At 34.6% G+C, this 16,450-nt stretch carries 11 protein-coding genes; 2 read left to right on the forward strand and 9 right to left on the reverse strand.

Going from position 1 to position 16,450, the window contains the following annotated elements; genetic code table 11:
• Positions 1–119 precede the first annotated feature (119 nt).
• The 5 genes from BUB42_RS04010 to BUB42_RS04030 are packed head-to-tail and all read right to left on the reverse strand — an operon-like array spanning position 120 to position 5,370.
• Entirely contained in the window at positions 120–1,193 is a 1,074-nt protein-coding gene (locus BUB42_RS04010; RefSeq protein WP_073017460.1) for an alanine/ornithine racemase family PLP-dependent enzyme, read from the reverse strand.
• Positions 1,193–2,344, reverse strand: a complete 1,152-nt coding sequence (gene alr / locus BUB42_RS04015; RefSeq protein ID WP_073017462.1) for an alanine racemase — start codon at positions 2,342–2,344, stop codon at positions 1,193–1,195. The genes BUB42_RS04010 and alr overlap by 1 nt, the downstream gene beginning before the upstream one ends.
• On the reverse strand, positions 2,334–3,476 hold the full coding sequence (locus tag BUB42_RS04020) for an amidohydrolase (protein WP_073017464.1): 1,143 nt from the start codon (positions 3,474–3,476) through the stop codon (positions 2,334–2,336). Before BUB42_RS04020 ends, alr begins: the two co-directional genes overlap by 11 nt.
• Positions 3,477–3,482: 6 nt before the next feature.
• Entirely contained in the window at positions 3,483–3,917 is a 435-nt protein-coding gene (locus BUB42_RS04025; RefSeq protein WP_073017466.1) for a GNAT family N-acetyltransferase, read from the reverse strand.
• Positions 3,898–5,370: a sodium:solute symporter family protein gene (locus BUB42_RS04030; RefSeq protein ID WP_073017468.1), complete on the reverse strand. Its 1,473-nt coding sequence runs from the start codon at positions 5,368–5,370 to the stop codon at positions 3,898–3,900. Before BUB42_RS04030 ends, BUB42_RS04025 begins: the two co-directional genes overlap by 20 nt.
• Before the next feature lie 641 nt (positions 5,371–6,011).
• Between BUB42_RS04030 and BUB42_RS04035 the strand changes: the two genes are divergently transcribed.
• Positions 6,012–7,859 (forward strand): CocE/NonD family hydrolase, encoded by a 1,848-nt coding sequence (locus tag BUB42_RS04035; protein WP_073017469.1) that lies wholly within the window; start codon positions 6,012–6,014, stop codon positions 7,857–7,859.
• A gap of 238 nt (positions 7,860–8,097) precedes the next feature.
• Here BUB42_RS04035 and BUB42_RS04040 read toward each other — a convergent pair whose 3' ends face one another.
• The 4 genes from BUB42_RS04040 to BUB42_RS04055 all read right to left on the reverse strand — a co-directional run bounded on the left by BUB42_RS04040 (position 8,098) and on the right by BUB42_RS04055 (position 14,424).
• Positions 8,098–9,414, reverse strand: coding sequence for an ammonium transporter (locus BUB42_RS04040; RefSeq protein ID WP_073017471.1), 1,317 nt, complete (start codon positions 9,412–9,414; stop codon positions 8,098–8,100).
• A gap of 263 nt (positions 9,415–9,677) precedes the next feature.
• Positions 9,678–10,055: a PH domain-containing protein gene (locus BUB42_RS04045; RefSeq protein ID WP_073017473.1), complete on the reverse strand. Its 378-nt coding sequence runs from the start codon at positions 10,053–10,055 to the stop codon at positions 9,678–9,680.
• Positions 10,056–10,061: 6 nt separating this feature from the next.
• Positions 10,062–11,369, reverse strand: coding sequence for an amidohydrolase family protein (locus tag BUB42_RS04050; RefSeq protein ID WP_073017475.1), 1,308 nt, complete (start codon positions 11,367–11,369; stop codon positions 10,062–10,064).
• 64 nt (positions 11,370–11,433) lie between these two features.
• The gene (locus BUB42_RS04055) at positions 11,434–14,424 is read right to left on the reverse strand and encodes an amidohydrolase family protein (RefSeq protein ID WP_073017477.1); all 2,991 of its coding nucleotides are present in this window, start codon (positions 14,422–14,424) and stop codon (positions 11,434–11,436) included.
• A gap of 230 nt (positions 14,425–14,654) precedes the next feature.
• On the opposite strand from BUB42_RS04055, the gene BUB42_RS04060 reads away from it, so the two are divergent.
• On the forward strand, positions 14,655–16,190 hold the full coding sequence (locus BUB42_RS04060) for a YifB family Mg chelatase-like AAA ATPase (protein ID WP_073017479.1): 1,536 nt from the start codon (positions 14,655–14,657) through the stop codon (positions 16,188–16,190).
• The last annotated feature ends 260 nt before the right edge of the window (positions 16,191–16,450 follow it).

Genomic DNA, 16,450 nt, shown 5'->3' on the forward strand with positions numbered 1-16,450 from the left:
TTAAGTCCATTAAGTTTTGGCAATGCTTAATTTTGCTTCATTTCTTAATGGTTTAAAAAAATGGTTTGGATTTTAAATTGATATATTACAAAAGCAATTACCTTTTCAAAAACTCCTGTTTACTCGATAGTCTTCTCAATATAATCTGAATTTAGAAGATACAAAGCACCCATATATCTTATTTTAAAAGCCACTAAATCTCCAATTTTATACGTTTTCTTCGAGTTCGAGATATCAATGACAAGCATGTCAGAACTGGCGTCAACAATGGTAATATCCGCGTCATCCGACTCGAGATATTGCGGTTGCATGTCTAGTAAACCAATGTCCAGTATAGCTCGTAGTGATGTAATTCCTAGATCGGTTACATCATTCATTGAAAACGAATTTCCAGCTACATTCTCGCCTAATTCGCCCGTTGGTGTATTTGGTTTTTCAGTAATTTCAATGATTTCAGCATATAATTTAAAAACATCATTATGCATTCCCTCAATTGTATCTCCAGTAAATAAATCTTTACCAAAAAAGAGTGCTTCACCTATTCTAAAATGATTTACAGCCATAGGGCGTGCGTTTTTCAGAATTAACGGAACCGCAACTGATGTACCACCGGAAACGAACGGAATACTAATATTAAATTTCGCTTCAATTAATTGCTTGTACAAACTCAACTGAATCAGTTTGTCTTGCGTTGGCATAACACCACTCAGGCAGTTTAAATTAGTACCAATACCTGAAATTTCTATGTTAGGCATTTTTAAAATAGTACCGTAAAAAGCAATTAATTCTTCGCCCATTACACCTTCACGAAGATCGCCCATTTCAATCATAATGATGACTTTATGAATCTTGTTTTGTTTAACTGCCTCGTCTGATAATAACTGTATCGTATAAATTTCAGTATTAAAACTGATGTCTGCATATTTCACAATACTTTCAATACTACGTTTTGCAGGAGGTTTTATGTAAACGGTTTGAATATCTGGATCCAGCGCTTTTACTTTTTTAAGATTACTCACTCTAGAATCGTGAATTTCCCGCACGCCTAAAGCAATAATTTCTTTGATATATATTTTATTGCCACAAAGCAATTTAGAAACTACTCCCCATTGAATGTTTCTGGACTTAAATATGTTGTCTAGAAAAGCATAATTTTCTTCAAGTTTTTTTCTGTATAATTTTATAAAGGCCATTATTCTATAATTTTTCGTGGAATTGCCGTAGAAATTCGCGTTAATAATTCGTAATTGAGTTGGTTACTAAAATCACTAAAAGAGGCAACAGTAACTGAGAGCTGATCTTGAGTTCCTATTAAAACAACTTCATCATGTTTCTTTGCCAAGTTAATATCAGTAACATCAACGGTCATCATATTCATATTTACGGATCCTATTACAACGCAACGTTGTCCGTGAATAAGAACCCGACCTTGATTGCTTAAAGACCTGCTATAGCCATGGCTGTAGCCAATGGGAACCGTTGCAATTGTCATCTTTCGCTTAGCCATAAAACTAGTTCCGTAACCTATAAAATCTCCTGTGTTTACATTTTTGATACTCATTATGCTACTTTTCCAACTAATAACACGTTGCAAAGGATCAATTTTGTTTTTTTTCGAATGTAAATAAGTTACAAAAACCGCTGGACTTGGCCATAAACCATATTGCATAATTCCGATACGAACTAAATCCATTCTGGTTTGTGAATACATTATTGATGCTGCAGAACAAGCGGAATGCCTTATTTCAGGCTTTAAATTATTTTTACAGAATTGCTGATAAATTTCCTCAAAATTGTGAATCTGTTTATCGACTCGATAATGATTTGATATGCTTTCCGCGCCAGCGTAATGCGTGCAAAGTCCTTTAAAATTTATATAATTAGTCTCCTTTTTTATGGTAGAAATGACTCTGTTTATTTCATTTCTGTCAAAGCCTGTCCTATTCATTCCAGTCTCAACTTCAATATGTATGATGGCTTTCAAAGCTAATTTTTTAGCTGTTTTTACAGCTTCCTTTAAACGACTTTTATCGAAAACAAAAAATTCTACATTGTTTTTAATAACCCATTCCATATCCTCATCTTGCACCAATCCCATCACTAATATTGTCGCTTGATCTTGCAGTGTTTTCTTAATTTCTTTTGCTTCTTGCACGTCAAAAACGGAGAAATGATTCACACCGCAATCAAAGGCCATACTAACAAATTCCACTACGCCATGTCCATAAGCATTTCCTTTTACAACCGACGAAAAAGTTACTTTCTTACCAAAGATTTTCTTGATAAAATCAATATTATTTTGATACGCTGAGCGATTTAGCTCAATAATTGAATTAGTATGCATTTGTAATTTCTTTACTGATTTGGTAAAACATAGCGACGCCTGTTGCAATAATATCATCAGGAAAATCATAATCAGGATTATGCAATGCGGGAGTATCTAATCCAGAACCCAATCCAAACATAGCACCAGGATAATTCTGTGTGAACAAGCCAAAATCTTCTCCCCAAGTAAATGGTTTTTCCTTCTCAAGCAGCTCGAAATGATTCATTTTTGCTACTTTTCTAACGATTTCTACTGCTTTGTCATTATTAGAATTGGCTTTAAAATTTTGAATCCAACTCGTTTCACATTTCAAATTATGCTTACTAGCTGTTGACTGTGCTAAATTTTCTAAAGCAATTTCAATAGCTTGCATTTGTAAATTGCTATCACTTCGAACTGTGTAATGAATTTCGCCCGCGCCTGCAGATACTCCGTAAGCTTTCGTGCCCATTTTGATATAAATAGGAGTGATCAAACAAAAGTTTTCTTGTGAAATATCAGCTTGAATAAGAGTATTGAATTCCGTTATGATTTCTGCTATCGCTAATGTGGGATTTTTTCCCTTTTCAGGTTCTCCCGCATGAGCCGTTTTACCTTCTAAATGTATAATTAGGCTATTAACAGCACATGTAAAAGTGTCATTTTTTACTACAATTTGATTTATCAAATATCCAGGTAAGTTATGAAGTGCAAAAACATAATCAGATTGTAAAACTTTAAAATTGGGGTCTGAGAAAACTTTTTCAGCGCCGGATCCATCTTCTTCTGCAGGTTGAAATAGCAAAATTACACTTCCTGTCTCAGGCTTATTTTTATACAATTCAGTTGCCAAACCGCATAATATAGTGGTATGTCCATCATGACCGCATTTATGAGAAACACCCTTATTTATAGATCTATGCTCAAATATATTGATTTCTTCGATAGGTAAAGCGTCAAGCTCACAACGAAACAATACCGTTTTTCCTGGATTTTTCCCTTTATAAATAGCGGCAAAACCGGTCGATCCTAAATCAGAAATCAGTTTATCTGGAGGATAATTTTTGAGAAAAGATTTTATGCGTTTTCCCGTTTCAATTTCGTTACCAGAAACTTCGGGATATTTATGTAGTTCTTTCCGCAATTCAATTAGCTTATTTAATTTTTCCATGGAGGTCTATTTTATCAGACGCATTTCTAAGTATTTATTGGTAAAACCTAGTTTTTCATATAATTTCTTTGCCGGATTATCAGGTTCTACATGTAAAGCAATATTCCCCTCAGCAATAGAAATCGCTTTTTCCATCAATTGTTTTCCGTACCCTTTTCCACGATGGCTGCTATCCACGGCTATGTAAACTAAGATATTTTCAGGAATGAAGTCTTTCATACCAGTATTGTTTAGAATTACGACACCTACAATTTTTTGCTCGTCAATTCCGACTATAATATTTCCGCCTTTGGCCGGATTCATTACGTAATCCATACATTTTGTAATGTCGGCAACTGTATCACCGTATTGTTCTAAATGGGCATATAGAAAAAGAGCGAGAATTTGATTGGTGTATATTTTATCTTCTCCAGTGGTATCATTAATTTGTTTGAATTCCATTTTGATTTTCTTTTTTGTTGTTGTAATAAAGAGATATTGTTACAAATAAAATTAGTGAAATGCTAATTCCATAAATGTTTGCATCCAGATTTTCAGGTAGTTCTATACCTAAAGGTAGCTTATTATCAGCAATAATGAGGATTATGGTGGTTGTGCCTCCGCAAAGCATACTCCAAAAGGCAGCAATGGGATGACTTTTTTTCCAAAATAAAGCTCCTATAACTGGAATAAATAATCCTGATACCATAAAAGCATAGGAGTAAAGCATCAATTCGAGTACGTTTTGCATTTGCGAAGCAAGTAGGATTGCAAAAAAACCAACTAATAGCGTCACGATTTGTGAAAGTTGAAGTTCCTTTTTATGACTTAGTTCTTTTTTAGAAAATTTGGATATGATATCAGTTACAATATTTCCAGATGCCGCCATTAGGCAACTATCGGCAGTGGAGAGAATTGCTGAGAAATAGGAGGAAAGCATTAATCCCATCAATCCAATAGGAAGAATAGTAGCTAATAAAATAGGTAATCCCATCTCGCTGTCCATTGTAGCAGCATCAGTAATGCCATCAAACATTCCTTTAGTTGCGGCAACTTTTGCAAGCATTCCTAGAATTACACCCATAAACGCCATTATAGGCCATTCGAAAACACCAGCAATTAGCCATGCTTTTTTGGCTTCTTTTTCGCCTTTACTGGCATAGATTCTTTGGTATAATGTCATCCCAACAAACCATATAGGTATAATGGTTACTGACCAGTTTAATAATTGATACCATTTTACATTGGTTAACGATAAATACTCAGGCGCTAGAGTAGCTTTAATCGCATCGTAACCTCCCACTGCAGTGTATGCAATAGGAATTCCTATAAAAACTAGCCCGCAAATAAGTATTAGCCACTGTATTGTATCGGTGTAAATCACCGCTTTTAATCCGCCAATTGAGGTGTAAATTACCGCAATAAGTCCCATGACAATAAGAGCGGTTTGTAAGTCAAGTCCATCTATTGTTGCCGACGCTAATTTGGCTCCAGCCAAAACTTGAGAGCTAGTAAAACCTACATATCCAATAGCCGAAATGATCCCCGCAAGCAAAGCCACTTTAGCATTATAAAAGTGACCAAAGATCTGAGGAAAAGTAAAAAACTTGTATTTATGCCCAAGCGAGCTTACCTTAGGAATTAGAAAAACTGCACTTAACCACGCGCCCAGCAGCCCGGTAAATAACATCCAAGAACCAGAAATTCCCATCGTAAAACCAAGTCCGCCAAGTCCAATTGAAAATCCGCCTCCAACATCAGTAGCCACAACGGATAGACCAATGTGCCAGCTACTCATATTTCTACCACTAACGTAAAAATCTTCAGCAGTTTTATTTTTGTTAAAAAAATATATGCCAACTCCAAGCATGGCTAACATATATACAACAAAGATTACATAATCTATTATGTGCATTTTATTAATTTTCGATTATTTATTAGCCTGTAAATGGAATTTTTCCGAAGGCGAAGATGCAGAATGCTGCAAAAAAAGGGAGCTGTATTTAGAAAATTAATCTAAAATAAGAACTCTAAATTGTGGATTAAATGCTTGAAAAAAAAGCATAGATTAATCGTTGAATACAAAATGGTATTTTACAAAGGTAGGTTATAAATACACAAAAATGGTAGTAAAAACGATTTTTAGAATTGTTCCGCTAATAGTTGAAGGTATTTCTATCTTATAAATTTTAAAAATTATCAAGACTAATTATTTTTATTTAATTGATAATCAAGTATTATAGAATTTTATTTAGATGCTTTCTTATGTCGCGCGGTAGATTAGAGCTCTTTAATAATTGATGTGTTTTTGAATAAAGTAAAAACAAAAATACTTGTCATTTTTACAAATAACTTGAACATAATATTAATTATTTCTAAGCCTACGCGATCAGATTAAAATAATGATTAGTAGACAAACTAATTCTTGAAACGCTTTATTTGCTACTGAAATAAACTTTTAAAACGATCATTTAATTCTTAAAAAAAATAAGAATTGTGGATATGATATTAAAGTAGATTTTTTACCTTTCAAATTATTTTTAACTCAAAAAATTTATGAAAAAACTACTAAGTATCTATCTTTTATTTGTGGCAGCTGTTCTTTTTGCACAAGATAAAGTAACAAATTATGTGGCAGATAATTATACTAAAAAAGAAGTCCATATCAAGATGCGTGATGGCGCAGAGTTATTCACTGCAATATATAGTCCCAAGGACGTTTCAAAAAAATATCCAATCATTATACAAAGAACACCTTATAATTCAGGTCCTTACGGAGAAGATAAATTGAAACGTAGTATTTCGCCAAGTGAAACCATGATGAAAGAAGGGTATATCGTGGTTTATCAAGATGTACGTGGCAGGTATATGAGTGATGGCTTGTATGATAATATGCGCGCTTTTATTCCCAATAAAAAGGGGAAAACTGCTGTTGATGAAGCTTCTGATACTTATGACACGATAGATTGGCTAGTTAAAAATGTCGCTAACAATAATGGAAATGTTGGAACTTGGGGTATTTCTTATCCTGGATTTTACGCGACTTATTCATTATTAAGCAACCATCCCGCCTTGAAGGCAGTTTCGCCTCAAGCTTGTATTGCTGATTTCTTTTTTGATGATTTTCATCATAATGGTGCCTATTTATTGAGTTATTGGAAAGTTACGCCACTATTTGGACCGCAAAAAACAAAACGTACAACGGAATCTTGGTTCAAATTTTCAGATGTAGGTACAAATGACGATTATCAATTTTTTCTGGATGCAGGTCCTTTATCTAACTTGGATAAATACTATGGGAAAGACAATGAGTTTTGGCAACAGCTAAAAGAGCATTCTAGTTATGATGATTTTTGGCAAAAGCGTGACCTTCTTCAACATTTAAAGGATATAAAACCGGCGGTAATGACTGTCGGCGGTTGGTTTGATGCCGAAGATTTGTATGGACCTCTAAATACTTATTCGACAATCGAAAAAACGAGTAAAAATTATAATACGATTGTTATGGGGCCTTGGAGTCATGGAGATTGGGCTCGAAATTCAGCGAAGCAAGTTATTGGTAATATTAATTTTGGGGACAGTATTTCTAGTTTCTATCAAAAAAATATCGAAGCCAATTTCTTCCGTCATTTTTTGAAAAATAATGGCAAAGGCGAAAATAAACTTCCTGAAGCTTATGTTTTTGATTCGGGTTCTAAAGAGTGGAAAACCTATGACGCATGGCCTCCAAAAAATACCGTAAAACAAGATTTCTTTTTACAAGAAAATCAATTGACTAAGATGGCTAAAAAAAATATCGCTTTTGAAGAATTTGTTAGTGATCCTAAAAAACCAGTTCCGTATTCAGAGGACATAAAACAACAGGGAAGTACGCCAAGAAAATACATGACCGATGATCAGCGTTTTGCCGCAAGACGCCCAGATGTAATTGTATTTGAAACTGAAATTTTAGATAACGACACTACGCTTGCTGGAGAGATTCTTGCTAAACTTCAAGTATCTACAACAGGAACAGATGCCGATTGGATTGTAAAAGTGATCGATGTTTTCCCAAAAGATGAACCAGAAACTAAAGAAGTAGTGCCTTATTTAAAAATGAGTAATTATCACATGATGGTAAGAAGTGAAGTAATGAGAGGCCGTTTTAGAAATAGTTTTTCTAAACCAGAGCCTTTTGTAGCGAATGAAAAAACCGAAGTCAATGTAAAGCTTCAAGATGTTTTCCATACTTTTAAGAAAGGACATAAAATCCAAATTCAAGTTCAAAGCACTTGTTTTCCATTGATAGATTTGAATCCGCAAACATTTGTAGATAATATATTTTATGCAAAACCGGAAGATTTCAAAAAGCAAACACATCGAATTTACAATGATTCAAAAATCGAGTTTACTGTTTTGAAGTAAATCTAAAAGGTGATTAAAACAAAAAAGGATTCTGAACTTAAATTCAGAATCCTTTTTTGTTGCATTAATACCATTTATGTTTTGAACTTACTGTTACAAAGAATTGAAGTTTGTCAGGTTGTTTATGTCATCATGATCGTAATGAAACACGAAACCTTCTCCATAAGTCGATCATAATCTCGACTGCTCTCGATTTGATAAAAGCATGACGTTATTTTCAAAGACTTTTTGGTTTGATTTATAAATATTCGCCGTGTTGCGAAATGTCTAATCCTAGTTCTTCTTTTTCTTCGCTTACACGAAGTGGAGTGATTTTATTTACAATAAAAAACAAAACATAAGAAGCACAAAACGCAAAAATTGAAACTCCAACAAGCGCAGTTAGCTGGTTTATAAACAAAGTAGTTTCCCCAAAGATCAGACCTTGGTTATCGCCAACAGCTGAATTAACGGTATTTGACGCAAATACACCAGTAAGTAGCATTCCTACCATTCCACCTACACCATGACACGCAAATACATCTAGTGCATCATCAATTTTTCCTTTATGGAAAGCTCTAACAACTAAATTACTAACTAGACTCGCAAAAACTCCAATAAAGATAGAATGAGGAATACTTACAAATCCTGCAGCAGGTGTAATTGCAACTAGTCCCACAACAACACCAATACAGGCACCCATTGCCGATAATTTGTCTCCCAGTATTTTATCAAGAAATACCCAAGCCATACCAGCTACCGCAGCAGCGACAGTTGTTGTTCCAAGCGCTTGAACAGCAATTCCATTGGATCCTAAAGCAGATCCGGCATTGAATCCAAACCAACCAAACCACAACAATCCAGTTCCTAACAATACATAAGTTATACGAGCGGGATTTGGTTTTTGGGCTTTTCTTTTTCCTAAAAATATAGCTCCTGCTAATGCTGCCCATCCTGCGCTCATGTGCACTACAGTTCCACCAGCAAAATCTAGTACTCCCATTTTAAAGAATACACCATCGGGATGCCAGGTCATGTGTGCTAAGGGAGTATAAATAAATAAGATAAATAAAACCATAAATAATAAGTAAGCCCAAAAACGGATTCTTTCAGCAAATGCGCCTGTGATTAAAGCTGGCGTAATAATGGCAAATTTTGCTTGAAAGAGCGCAAAAAGCATGAATGGTATTGTTGGAGCGAGACTCCAAGCGGTTTTGATGCCAACACCTTGGAAAAATAAATTTGGTATAGGATTCCCTATTATTCCTCCTATTGTAGGTCCGAATGTTAATCCAAAGGCTATTACAACCCATAACACAGTAACAATAATCATTGCCATAAAACTTTGAAGCATAGTGCTAATGACATTTTTCTTGCCCACCATTCCACCGTAGAAAAAGCCTAATCCCGGCGTCATAATTAGGACAAGTGCTGTGGCAACAATCATCCAAGCTGTATCCCCAGTATCAAATTTTACTGGTTGTTCTGGAACAGGATGACTGGTCAATAAATAAGTTGAAAACAAGGTAATCCCTAAGATTGATATTAAAATTACACTCAAAATAATTTTTCGCATTTGTTTCTGATTTAAATTTTCAATAAAAATATAAAATTGATAGTTAAACCCTTAAAAAATTTACCCTAAATTACAATTTTTATTGTTTTTACAATCATACCCCTATTATTTTACCGGTTAAGCATAATTTATTATAAAATTTTTGAATATGTTAACAAGAAGTTAAGGGCGTGTATTTTTAATGGTCGAAAAATTTAAAAAAAAAGCACCCATTGTTCGTTTAAGAATGGATGCTTTTTGCAAAAGTGTGATAACTTGTTTTACTATTTTAACGTATGTTGGCTTAAAATTTTATAAACTTCATTGATGTTATTGCCTCCTTTTCCAAATTGTTTTACGATTGGATTAGTATCATGGTTTAGCCAAATTTTTAATTCGGCATCCATGTCTAGAATTCCCGCGCTTTCCTTTGAGAATTTTTTAATACTGGAGTAGGGAATGGACATATATTCTACTTTTGTCCCCACCAATTGTTTTTCAGCTAGAATTAGTCTTTTATTGGTAAAAATAAACATATCCCGAATCAGCTTATATGCTTTCTCTATACTTTCTCCATCTATTAAAAGCGGCTCAAATTCTGTAGCTATATTTTGAATGTTAACTTCAGAAGCGTTTCCAAGTATTGCGTTAAATAGTCCCATAATATTTTATTTTTGATTGTATTTTGTTTTATACCTTTCGTTCAATTTTGTTTGATGCGTTTCTAAGCTAATCATTCTGCCCTGAATAAAAGCATTTGTTAACTTGTTAGTTCTCATATCAAGAGCGTCGCCTTCGGATATGAATAACGTAGCATCTTTTCCTTCCTCTAAGGTACCACATTGCGCCTCAATTCCTAATATTTTTGCAGTATTAGATGTAATTAATTTTAAAGCTTGCTCTTTTTCCATGCCATAAGCAGCGCAAGTTCCAGCAAGGAATGGTAAGTTTCTAGTGTTCATTCGCTCGTGTGAACCACTATTTTCTAACCCTACAAGAACCCCTTTATCAGTTAGCAATTTAGCTGACTTGTAAGGTAAATCGATATCGTCATCTTCATTTTCTGGCATTTCGTGTACGCGTCGAAGAAGGACACCTACATTATTTTTTTGTAACAATTCCGCTGTTTTATAAGCTTCATAACCTCCTACGATTACCATTTTTTTAATTCCATTCTGCTTTGCAAATTGAACGGCATCGGTAATTTGTTTTTCTTCATTAGCATTAACAAACAAAGTTTGACTTCCGTCGAATAAACCTTTAGTTGATTCTAAAACCAAATTTCTTTCTTTAGATTGATCAGCTAAATACGCTTTAGCATCAGAGAAAAAAGCAGTCAATTCGGAAATTTGTTTTGAATAATCCTTATTAGCTTCAATATTTCCCGGTTCAAACCAAGAGCCAGTTCTCTTAAATGTAGAAGGAAAGTTAATATGAATTCCGTCATTTTCTTTTATTAATGCATCTTGCCAATGCCAAGCATCTAATTGAACAATAGATGAAGAACCAGCGATTCGTCCTTCACGCGGTGTTATTTGCGCCATTAAAATTCCGTTTGGTCTCACTGTTTCAATCACTTTTGAGTCGGCTGTGTATGCGATTATACTTCGAATATGTGGTTTCATTATACCAATTTCTCCTTCATCGTCAGACGATTTTACAGCATCAATTTCAACCAAACCCAGCGTAGAATTTGGCGCTATAAAGCCAGGATACACGTGTTTGCCGCTTCCATCAATTGTAATATCATAGGCGTCCTTAGCTAAGCGAATAAGTTGGGCGTTAGCCACTAAATTGATTTTTCCATTAACAAAGCCTATTGCACTGTTCTCGATAATCTCTCCATTGCCAAGGTGAGCAGTTGCGTTAAGAATCAACACTGACTTTGATTGCACTGCAGCAGGTGTTTGTTGCGCTTGTGAAATTATTGATATTGTAAATACCAACAATAAAAGATATATATTTTTATGTTTCATAACTATTTTTATAATGATGTCGTTACTTTTAAAAGCGTTGATTTATAATTAAAACTCTGATTTTTTACTCTTCCATTGAGTCACAATGATACTCTACTTTTTCTTTTTTCTTAGGTTCTTGAGTGGTCATCCCTTTGTTTTTTTCTTGCAATAATTGACCTATGAGTTCATTTCTTTCTTTTGCAATAGCGACTCTATTTTCTTCATCTCTTTTGCTATCATAATATACTACACCTTCAATTAACGTTTTTTCAGCTTTTGCATAGATAGATAATGGATTTGTGCTCCAAAGAACTACATCAGCATCTTTTCCTATTTTAATGCTACCCACTTTGTTATCGATGCGCAATAGTTTGGCCGGGTTGAGAGTTACAAATTTCCAAGCGTCTTCTTCAGAAACATCTCCGTATTTTACTGCTTTGGCCGCTTCTTGGTTTAGTCTTCTTGACATTTCGGCATCATCAGAGTTGTATGCCACTAGAACTCCAGCTTTGTGCATAATTGCTCCATTATATGGAATCGCGTCATTTACCTCAAATTTGTAAGCCCACCAGTCAGAGAAAGTCGAAGCTCCCACGCCGTGTTCTTTCATTTTATCAGCAACTTTATATCCTTCTAAAATGTGCGTGAAAGTATTTACCTTGAAATTAAATTTATCGGCTACATTCATAAGCATTAAAATCTCAGACTGCACATACGAATGACAAGAAATAAATCGCTCACTATTTAAAATTTCTGCTATTGTTTGTAATTCTAAATCTACTCTTGGTGCTTTTTCTTTTCCTTTTTTACCAGAAGTATTGTATTTTTTCCAAGCTGAATCATAATCTTTTGCACGTTGGAAATAATCTGTAAAAACTTGTTCAACACCCATTCTAGTTTGTGGAAAACGAGTTGGATTTGTAATTCCCCAGTTGGCTTGTTTTACATTTTCTCCCAATGCAAACTTGATAAATCCGGGTTGATCTTTGTACAGCATTTCGTCGGCAGAAGCGCCCCATTTCCATTTTACAATTGCTGAACGACCACCAATAGGATTTGCGGATCCATGTAATAATTGAGAAGTTGTAACTCCTCCAGCAAGTTCTCTGTAGATATTAATATCTTCTGAATTTACGACATCTTGAATGGTTACTTCGGCACTAGAATTGTGCCCACCTTCATTTACACCATTAGAAATTGCGATGTGCGAATGCTCATCAATTATTCCGCTAGTTAAGTGCTTTCCTTTTGCATCAACGACTGTAGCTGAAGCGTCAGAAAGATTTTTTCCTATTGCGGCAATTTTTCCGTTTTTTACTAAAACATCTGTCTCGTCTAAAATCCCGTCTTTTTCATTTGTCCAAACCGTAGCATTTTTGAAAAGTAATGTTTCAGGTTCCAATTTTTTATTGTTTCCGTATGCAACATTTGGAAAAGTAGTTGCCATGATAACATTGTTTTTATCCGCTTTCGACGAATCTATTGCTTTGGCAAAAGGAGCTGTTTTCAAAGCAGACCATTTTACCTCAGATCCATTGAATAAAACCGCCTTACCGGATAAGTTTTCAGTATTTTCTATGTAACCTATAAGTCTTGTAAAACTAGTTTTGGTGGAATCATTTGGTTTTATAACTGTCGAAATCCAATTATCAGAAACAGTTAGTTTAGATTTTATTTTTTTAGAATCAGTAGAAGTTATTTCCGATTTTAGTGCGGTAATTTCCCCTTCAATTTTCCATTTGAACTTATCATTATTGATAGTTAAGTCATAATTACCACGAATATCTTTTGCGGTAATATCATTAACGACAAATTTATTTCCTTGTACCCAATTTTCATAAAGCGTGGTTTTCTCATCAAAAATTTCACCTGAGGTAATAACAAAATTAGCAAGACTTCCTGTTTTTAAACTTCCAATTTCATTGCTTTTTCCAAGTATGGCAGCGGGAATAGTAGTTAGTGATTCCAATGCTTTTGTTTTATCAAAACCATATTTGATCGCTTTCAAAAGATTAGGTCTAAAATCTTCCATTTTTTTCAACTTGTCAGTCGTCAGCGCAAAAATAATTCCGTTATCTGATAAAACTTTTAAGTTTGTAGGCGCTTGGTTCCAAAAACGCAAGTCTTTCAGTTCCATTTGATCCGCTTGATTGGGATCTGAAACATCGTAAGCAGCTGGGAAATTTATTGGTATAATAAATTTTGAATTGGTTTTTTTAATTTCTTCTAATCTTTCAAATTCATTTCCGCTTCCTTTTAAAACATAAGTTAAGCCAAATTCTTTTGCGATTTTAGCGGCTCTTAAACTATTCAATTTATCTTCGGTTGTAAAAATCTGAACTAATTTTTCATTAGCAGAAAGTGCTTCAAGCGATAAATCTTTTGTTTCTGAATTTCCTTTTTTGTACCAATCTAAATCATGATAAACCTGACGCAGTAACGCCATCATTCCCATCAACGAACTCGGATAGGCTTGATTTGTTATTACACTTTTAGCAAAAGCAAAGTGATTTGTAACCTTATCTGAAATTAATTGGTTGCTTTTATCAAAATTATTTAGTGCAATTAAGGTTCCAGTTCCTCTTGCAATTCCGTCGGGATTGTGCGTTCCCACTACGCCAAAACCTGCTTTGAGTAATTCTTCAGCTTTGGTTTGATCATATACAAAGTTATCATAAGCGTTCACCTCTGATCGAATGTTTTCATTCCAGTAGTAACCAACTTTCTTAGTATCATACATTGGATTTCTTTCCATGTTTTTTTTTGGTTTTTCAATTCCAAAATTAGTGTACATATCAATAAATGATGGATAGATTGATTTACCCTCTAAATTTATGATAACGGAATTTTTAGGGATAGCTACAGTTTTTCCTGTAGCAATTACTTTTCCATTTTGAATAAGTAAAGTTCCATTGTCTATAATTTGTGTTGGCGTCACATAAATCTTAGCATTTGTAAAAGCAGTAAAATTTGTTGTTTTGTTTGGGACACCTTCATTGTTTGGGAAGTATTGCTGTGCGTAGGTTTTTGGTAGAAAACAGCTAAAAAGGAGCAGAATTAAAAATTTTTTCATAATGAAGTTTAAAATTATTTTCTAAAAGTAAAAAATTGCCAATAGTAGACAATTATTTATTTAGACTTTAACATTTGTTTTTTGCGACAAATTATTAAAAGTGATATTTTTTTTATTATTCCTTTCATAAATGTTATAAAAATAGTGTTTTTATTCATTTTTTTAAATATTGAACGATTAGTATTAATAATTAAAAATCTTTATCTAATTTTAGAATCAAATATTCTATTATGCTAATAAAAGTTTTTGGAAGTGCGGTTTTTGGAGTAGAAGCCACCACCATTACGGTGGAAGTGAATATAGACAAAGGTATTGGTTATCATTTAGTTGGCTTGCCAGACAATGCTATCAAAGAAAGTAGTTATCGTATTGCAGCAGCATTAAAAAATAATGGCTACATGATGCCAGGAAAAAAAATCACTATCAATATGGCTCCCGCCGATTTAAGAAAAGAAGGATCAGCTTATGATCTTACCTTAACGATAGGTATTCTAGTTGCTTCAGGACAAATAAGAGCTGATGATGTTGATAAATATGTTATCATGGGTGAACTTTCACTTGATGGTAGTTTACAACCCATACGAGGAGCGTTACCCATTGCAATAAAAGCTAAGGAAGAAGGTTTTAAAGGCTTTTTTTTACCAAAACAGAATGTGAAGGAAGCTGCTATTGTTGCAGGACTTGATGTTTATGGAATTGAGAATGTTCAAGAAGTAATTGATTTTCTGGAAGGTAAAGGCACGCTAGAACCCACAACTATTGATACGCGAGCCGAATTTTACAAAACACTAGATTTTCCAGAATTTGATTTCTCCGATGTGAAAGGGCAGGAGAGTATTAAGCGGTGCATGGAGATTGCCGCAGCTGGTGGTCATAACATTATTTTAATTGGGCCACCTGGCGCTGGAAAAACTATGTTGGCAAAACGCTTGCCCAGTATTCTGCCTCCCATGACTTTGCGCGAAGCCCTAGAAACAACTAAAATTCATAGTGTCGCGGGAAAACTAAAAGAAGTAGGATTGATGAATCAAAGACCGTTTCGAAGTCCACATCATACGATTTCAAATGTTGCTTTAGTTGGAGGCGGAAGCTATCCGCAGCCAGGTGAGATTTCTATGGCGCACAATGGAGTTTTATTTTTAGATGAGTTACCAGAATTTAAACGGGACGTTTTAGAAGTTATGAGACAACCATTAGAAGATAGGGAGGTAACCATTTCGAGAGCTAAGTTCACTGTCACTTATCCATCGTCATTTATGTTAGTTGCGAGCATGAATCCAAGTCCGAGTGGTTTTTTTAACGATCCAGATTCACCGCAGACATCGTCGCCTCATGAGATGCAACGGTACTTGAGTAAAATCTCAGGACCTTTATTAGATAGAATTGATATTCACATTGAAGTAACGCCTGTTCCTTTTGATAAATTATCCGATGATCAAAAAGCAGAAAGCAGTGTCGCTATTCGCGAGCGAGTTACGGCGGCTCGCGAGTTACAAACGCTGCGCTTTGAACAAATGGAAAACATTCATTATAATGCGCAGATGAACACGAAGCACATTCGGGAATATTGTGCATTAGACGATGTATCTAAACAATTACTAAAAACGGCAATGGAAAGATTGAATCTTTCAGCACGAGCTTATGATCGAATTTTAAAAGTTGCTAGAACAATTGCTGATCTTGAGGGAGTGCCAACAGTGATTTCAAGTCATATTGCTGAAGCAATTCAATATCGAAGTTTGGATCGCGATGGTTGGTTAGGGTGATTTTAGATTTAATGCTTCGCAAAATCATAGACTTTGCGAAGCAAAAACAGAAAGCCCACGGTTGAAACCTTGGGCTTGTTGTTTTTATAATTTTGATTTACAGCTCGTTAAAGTTAGAGAATTCGGGAGCAAGCGTAACAAGGATCATGAAAAAAAAAGCGTTTTACAGCCCCGATTGAAGTGGAAATCCTCCCGATTTTTATCGGGAGATTGCAACGTAAAGCGGGAAATAAGTTCTTTAGAAACTAAATTAGTCTGCT

Source organism: Flavobacterium micromati (assembly GCF_900129585.1).
In the GTDB taxonomy this organism is placed as follows: Bacteria; Bacteroidota; Bacteroidia; order Flavobacteriales; family Flavobacteriaceae; genus Flavobacterium; species Flavobacterium micromati.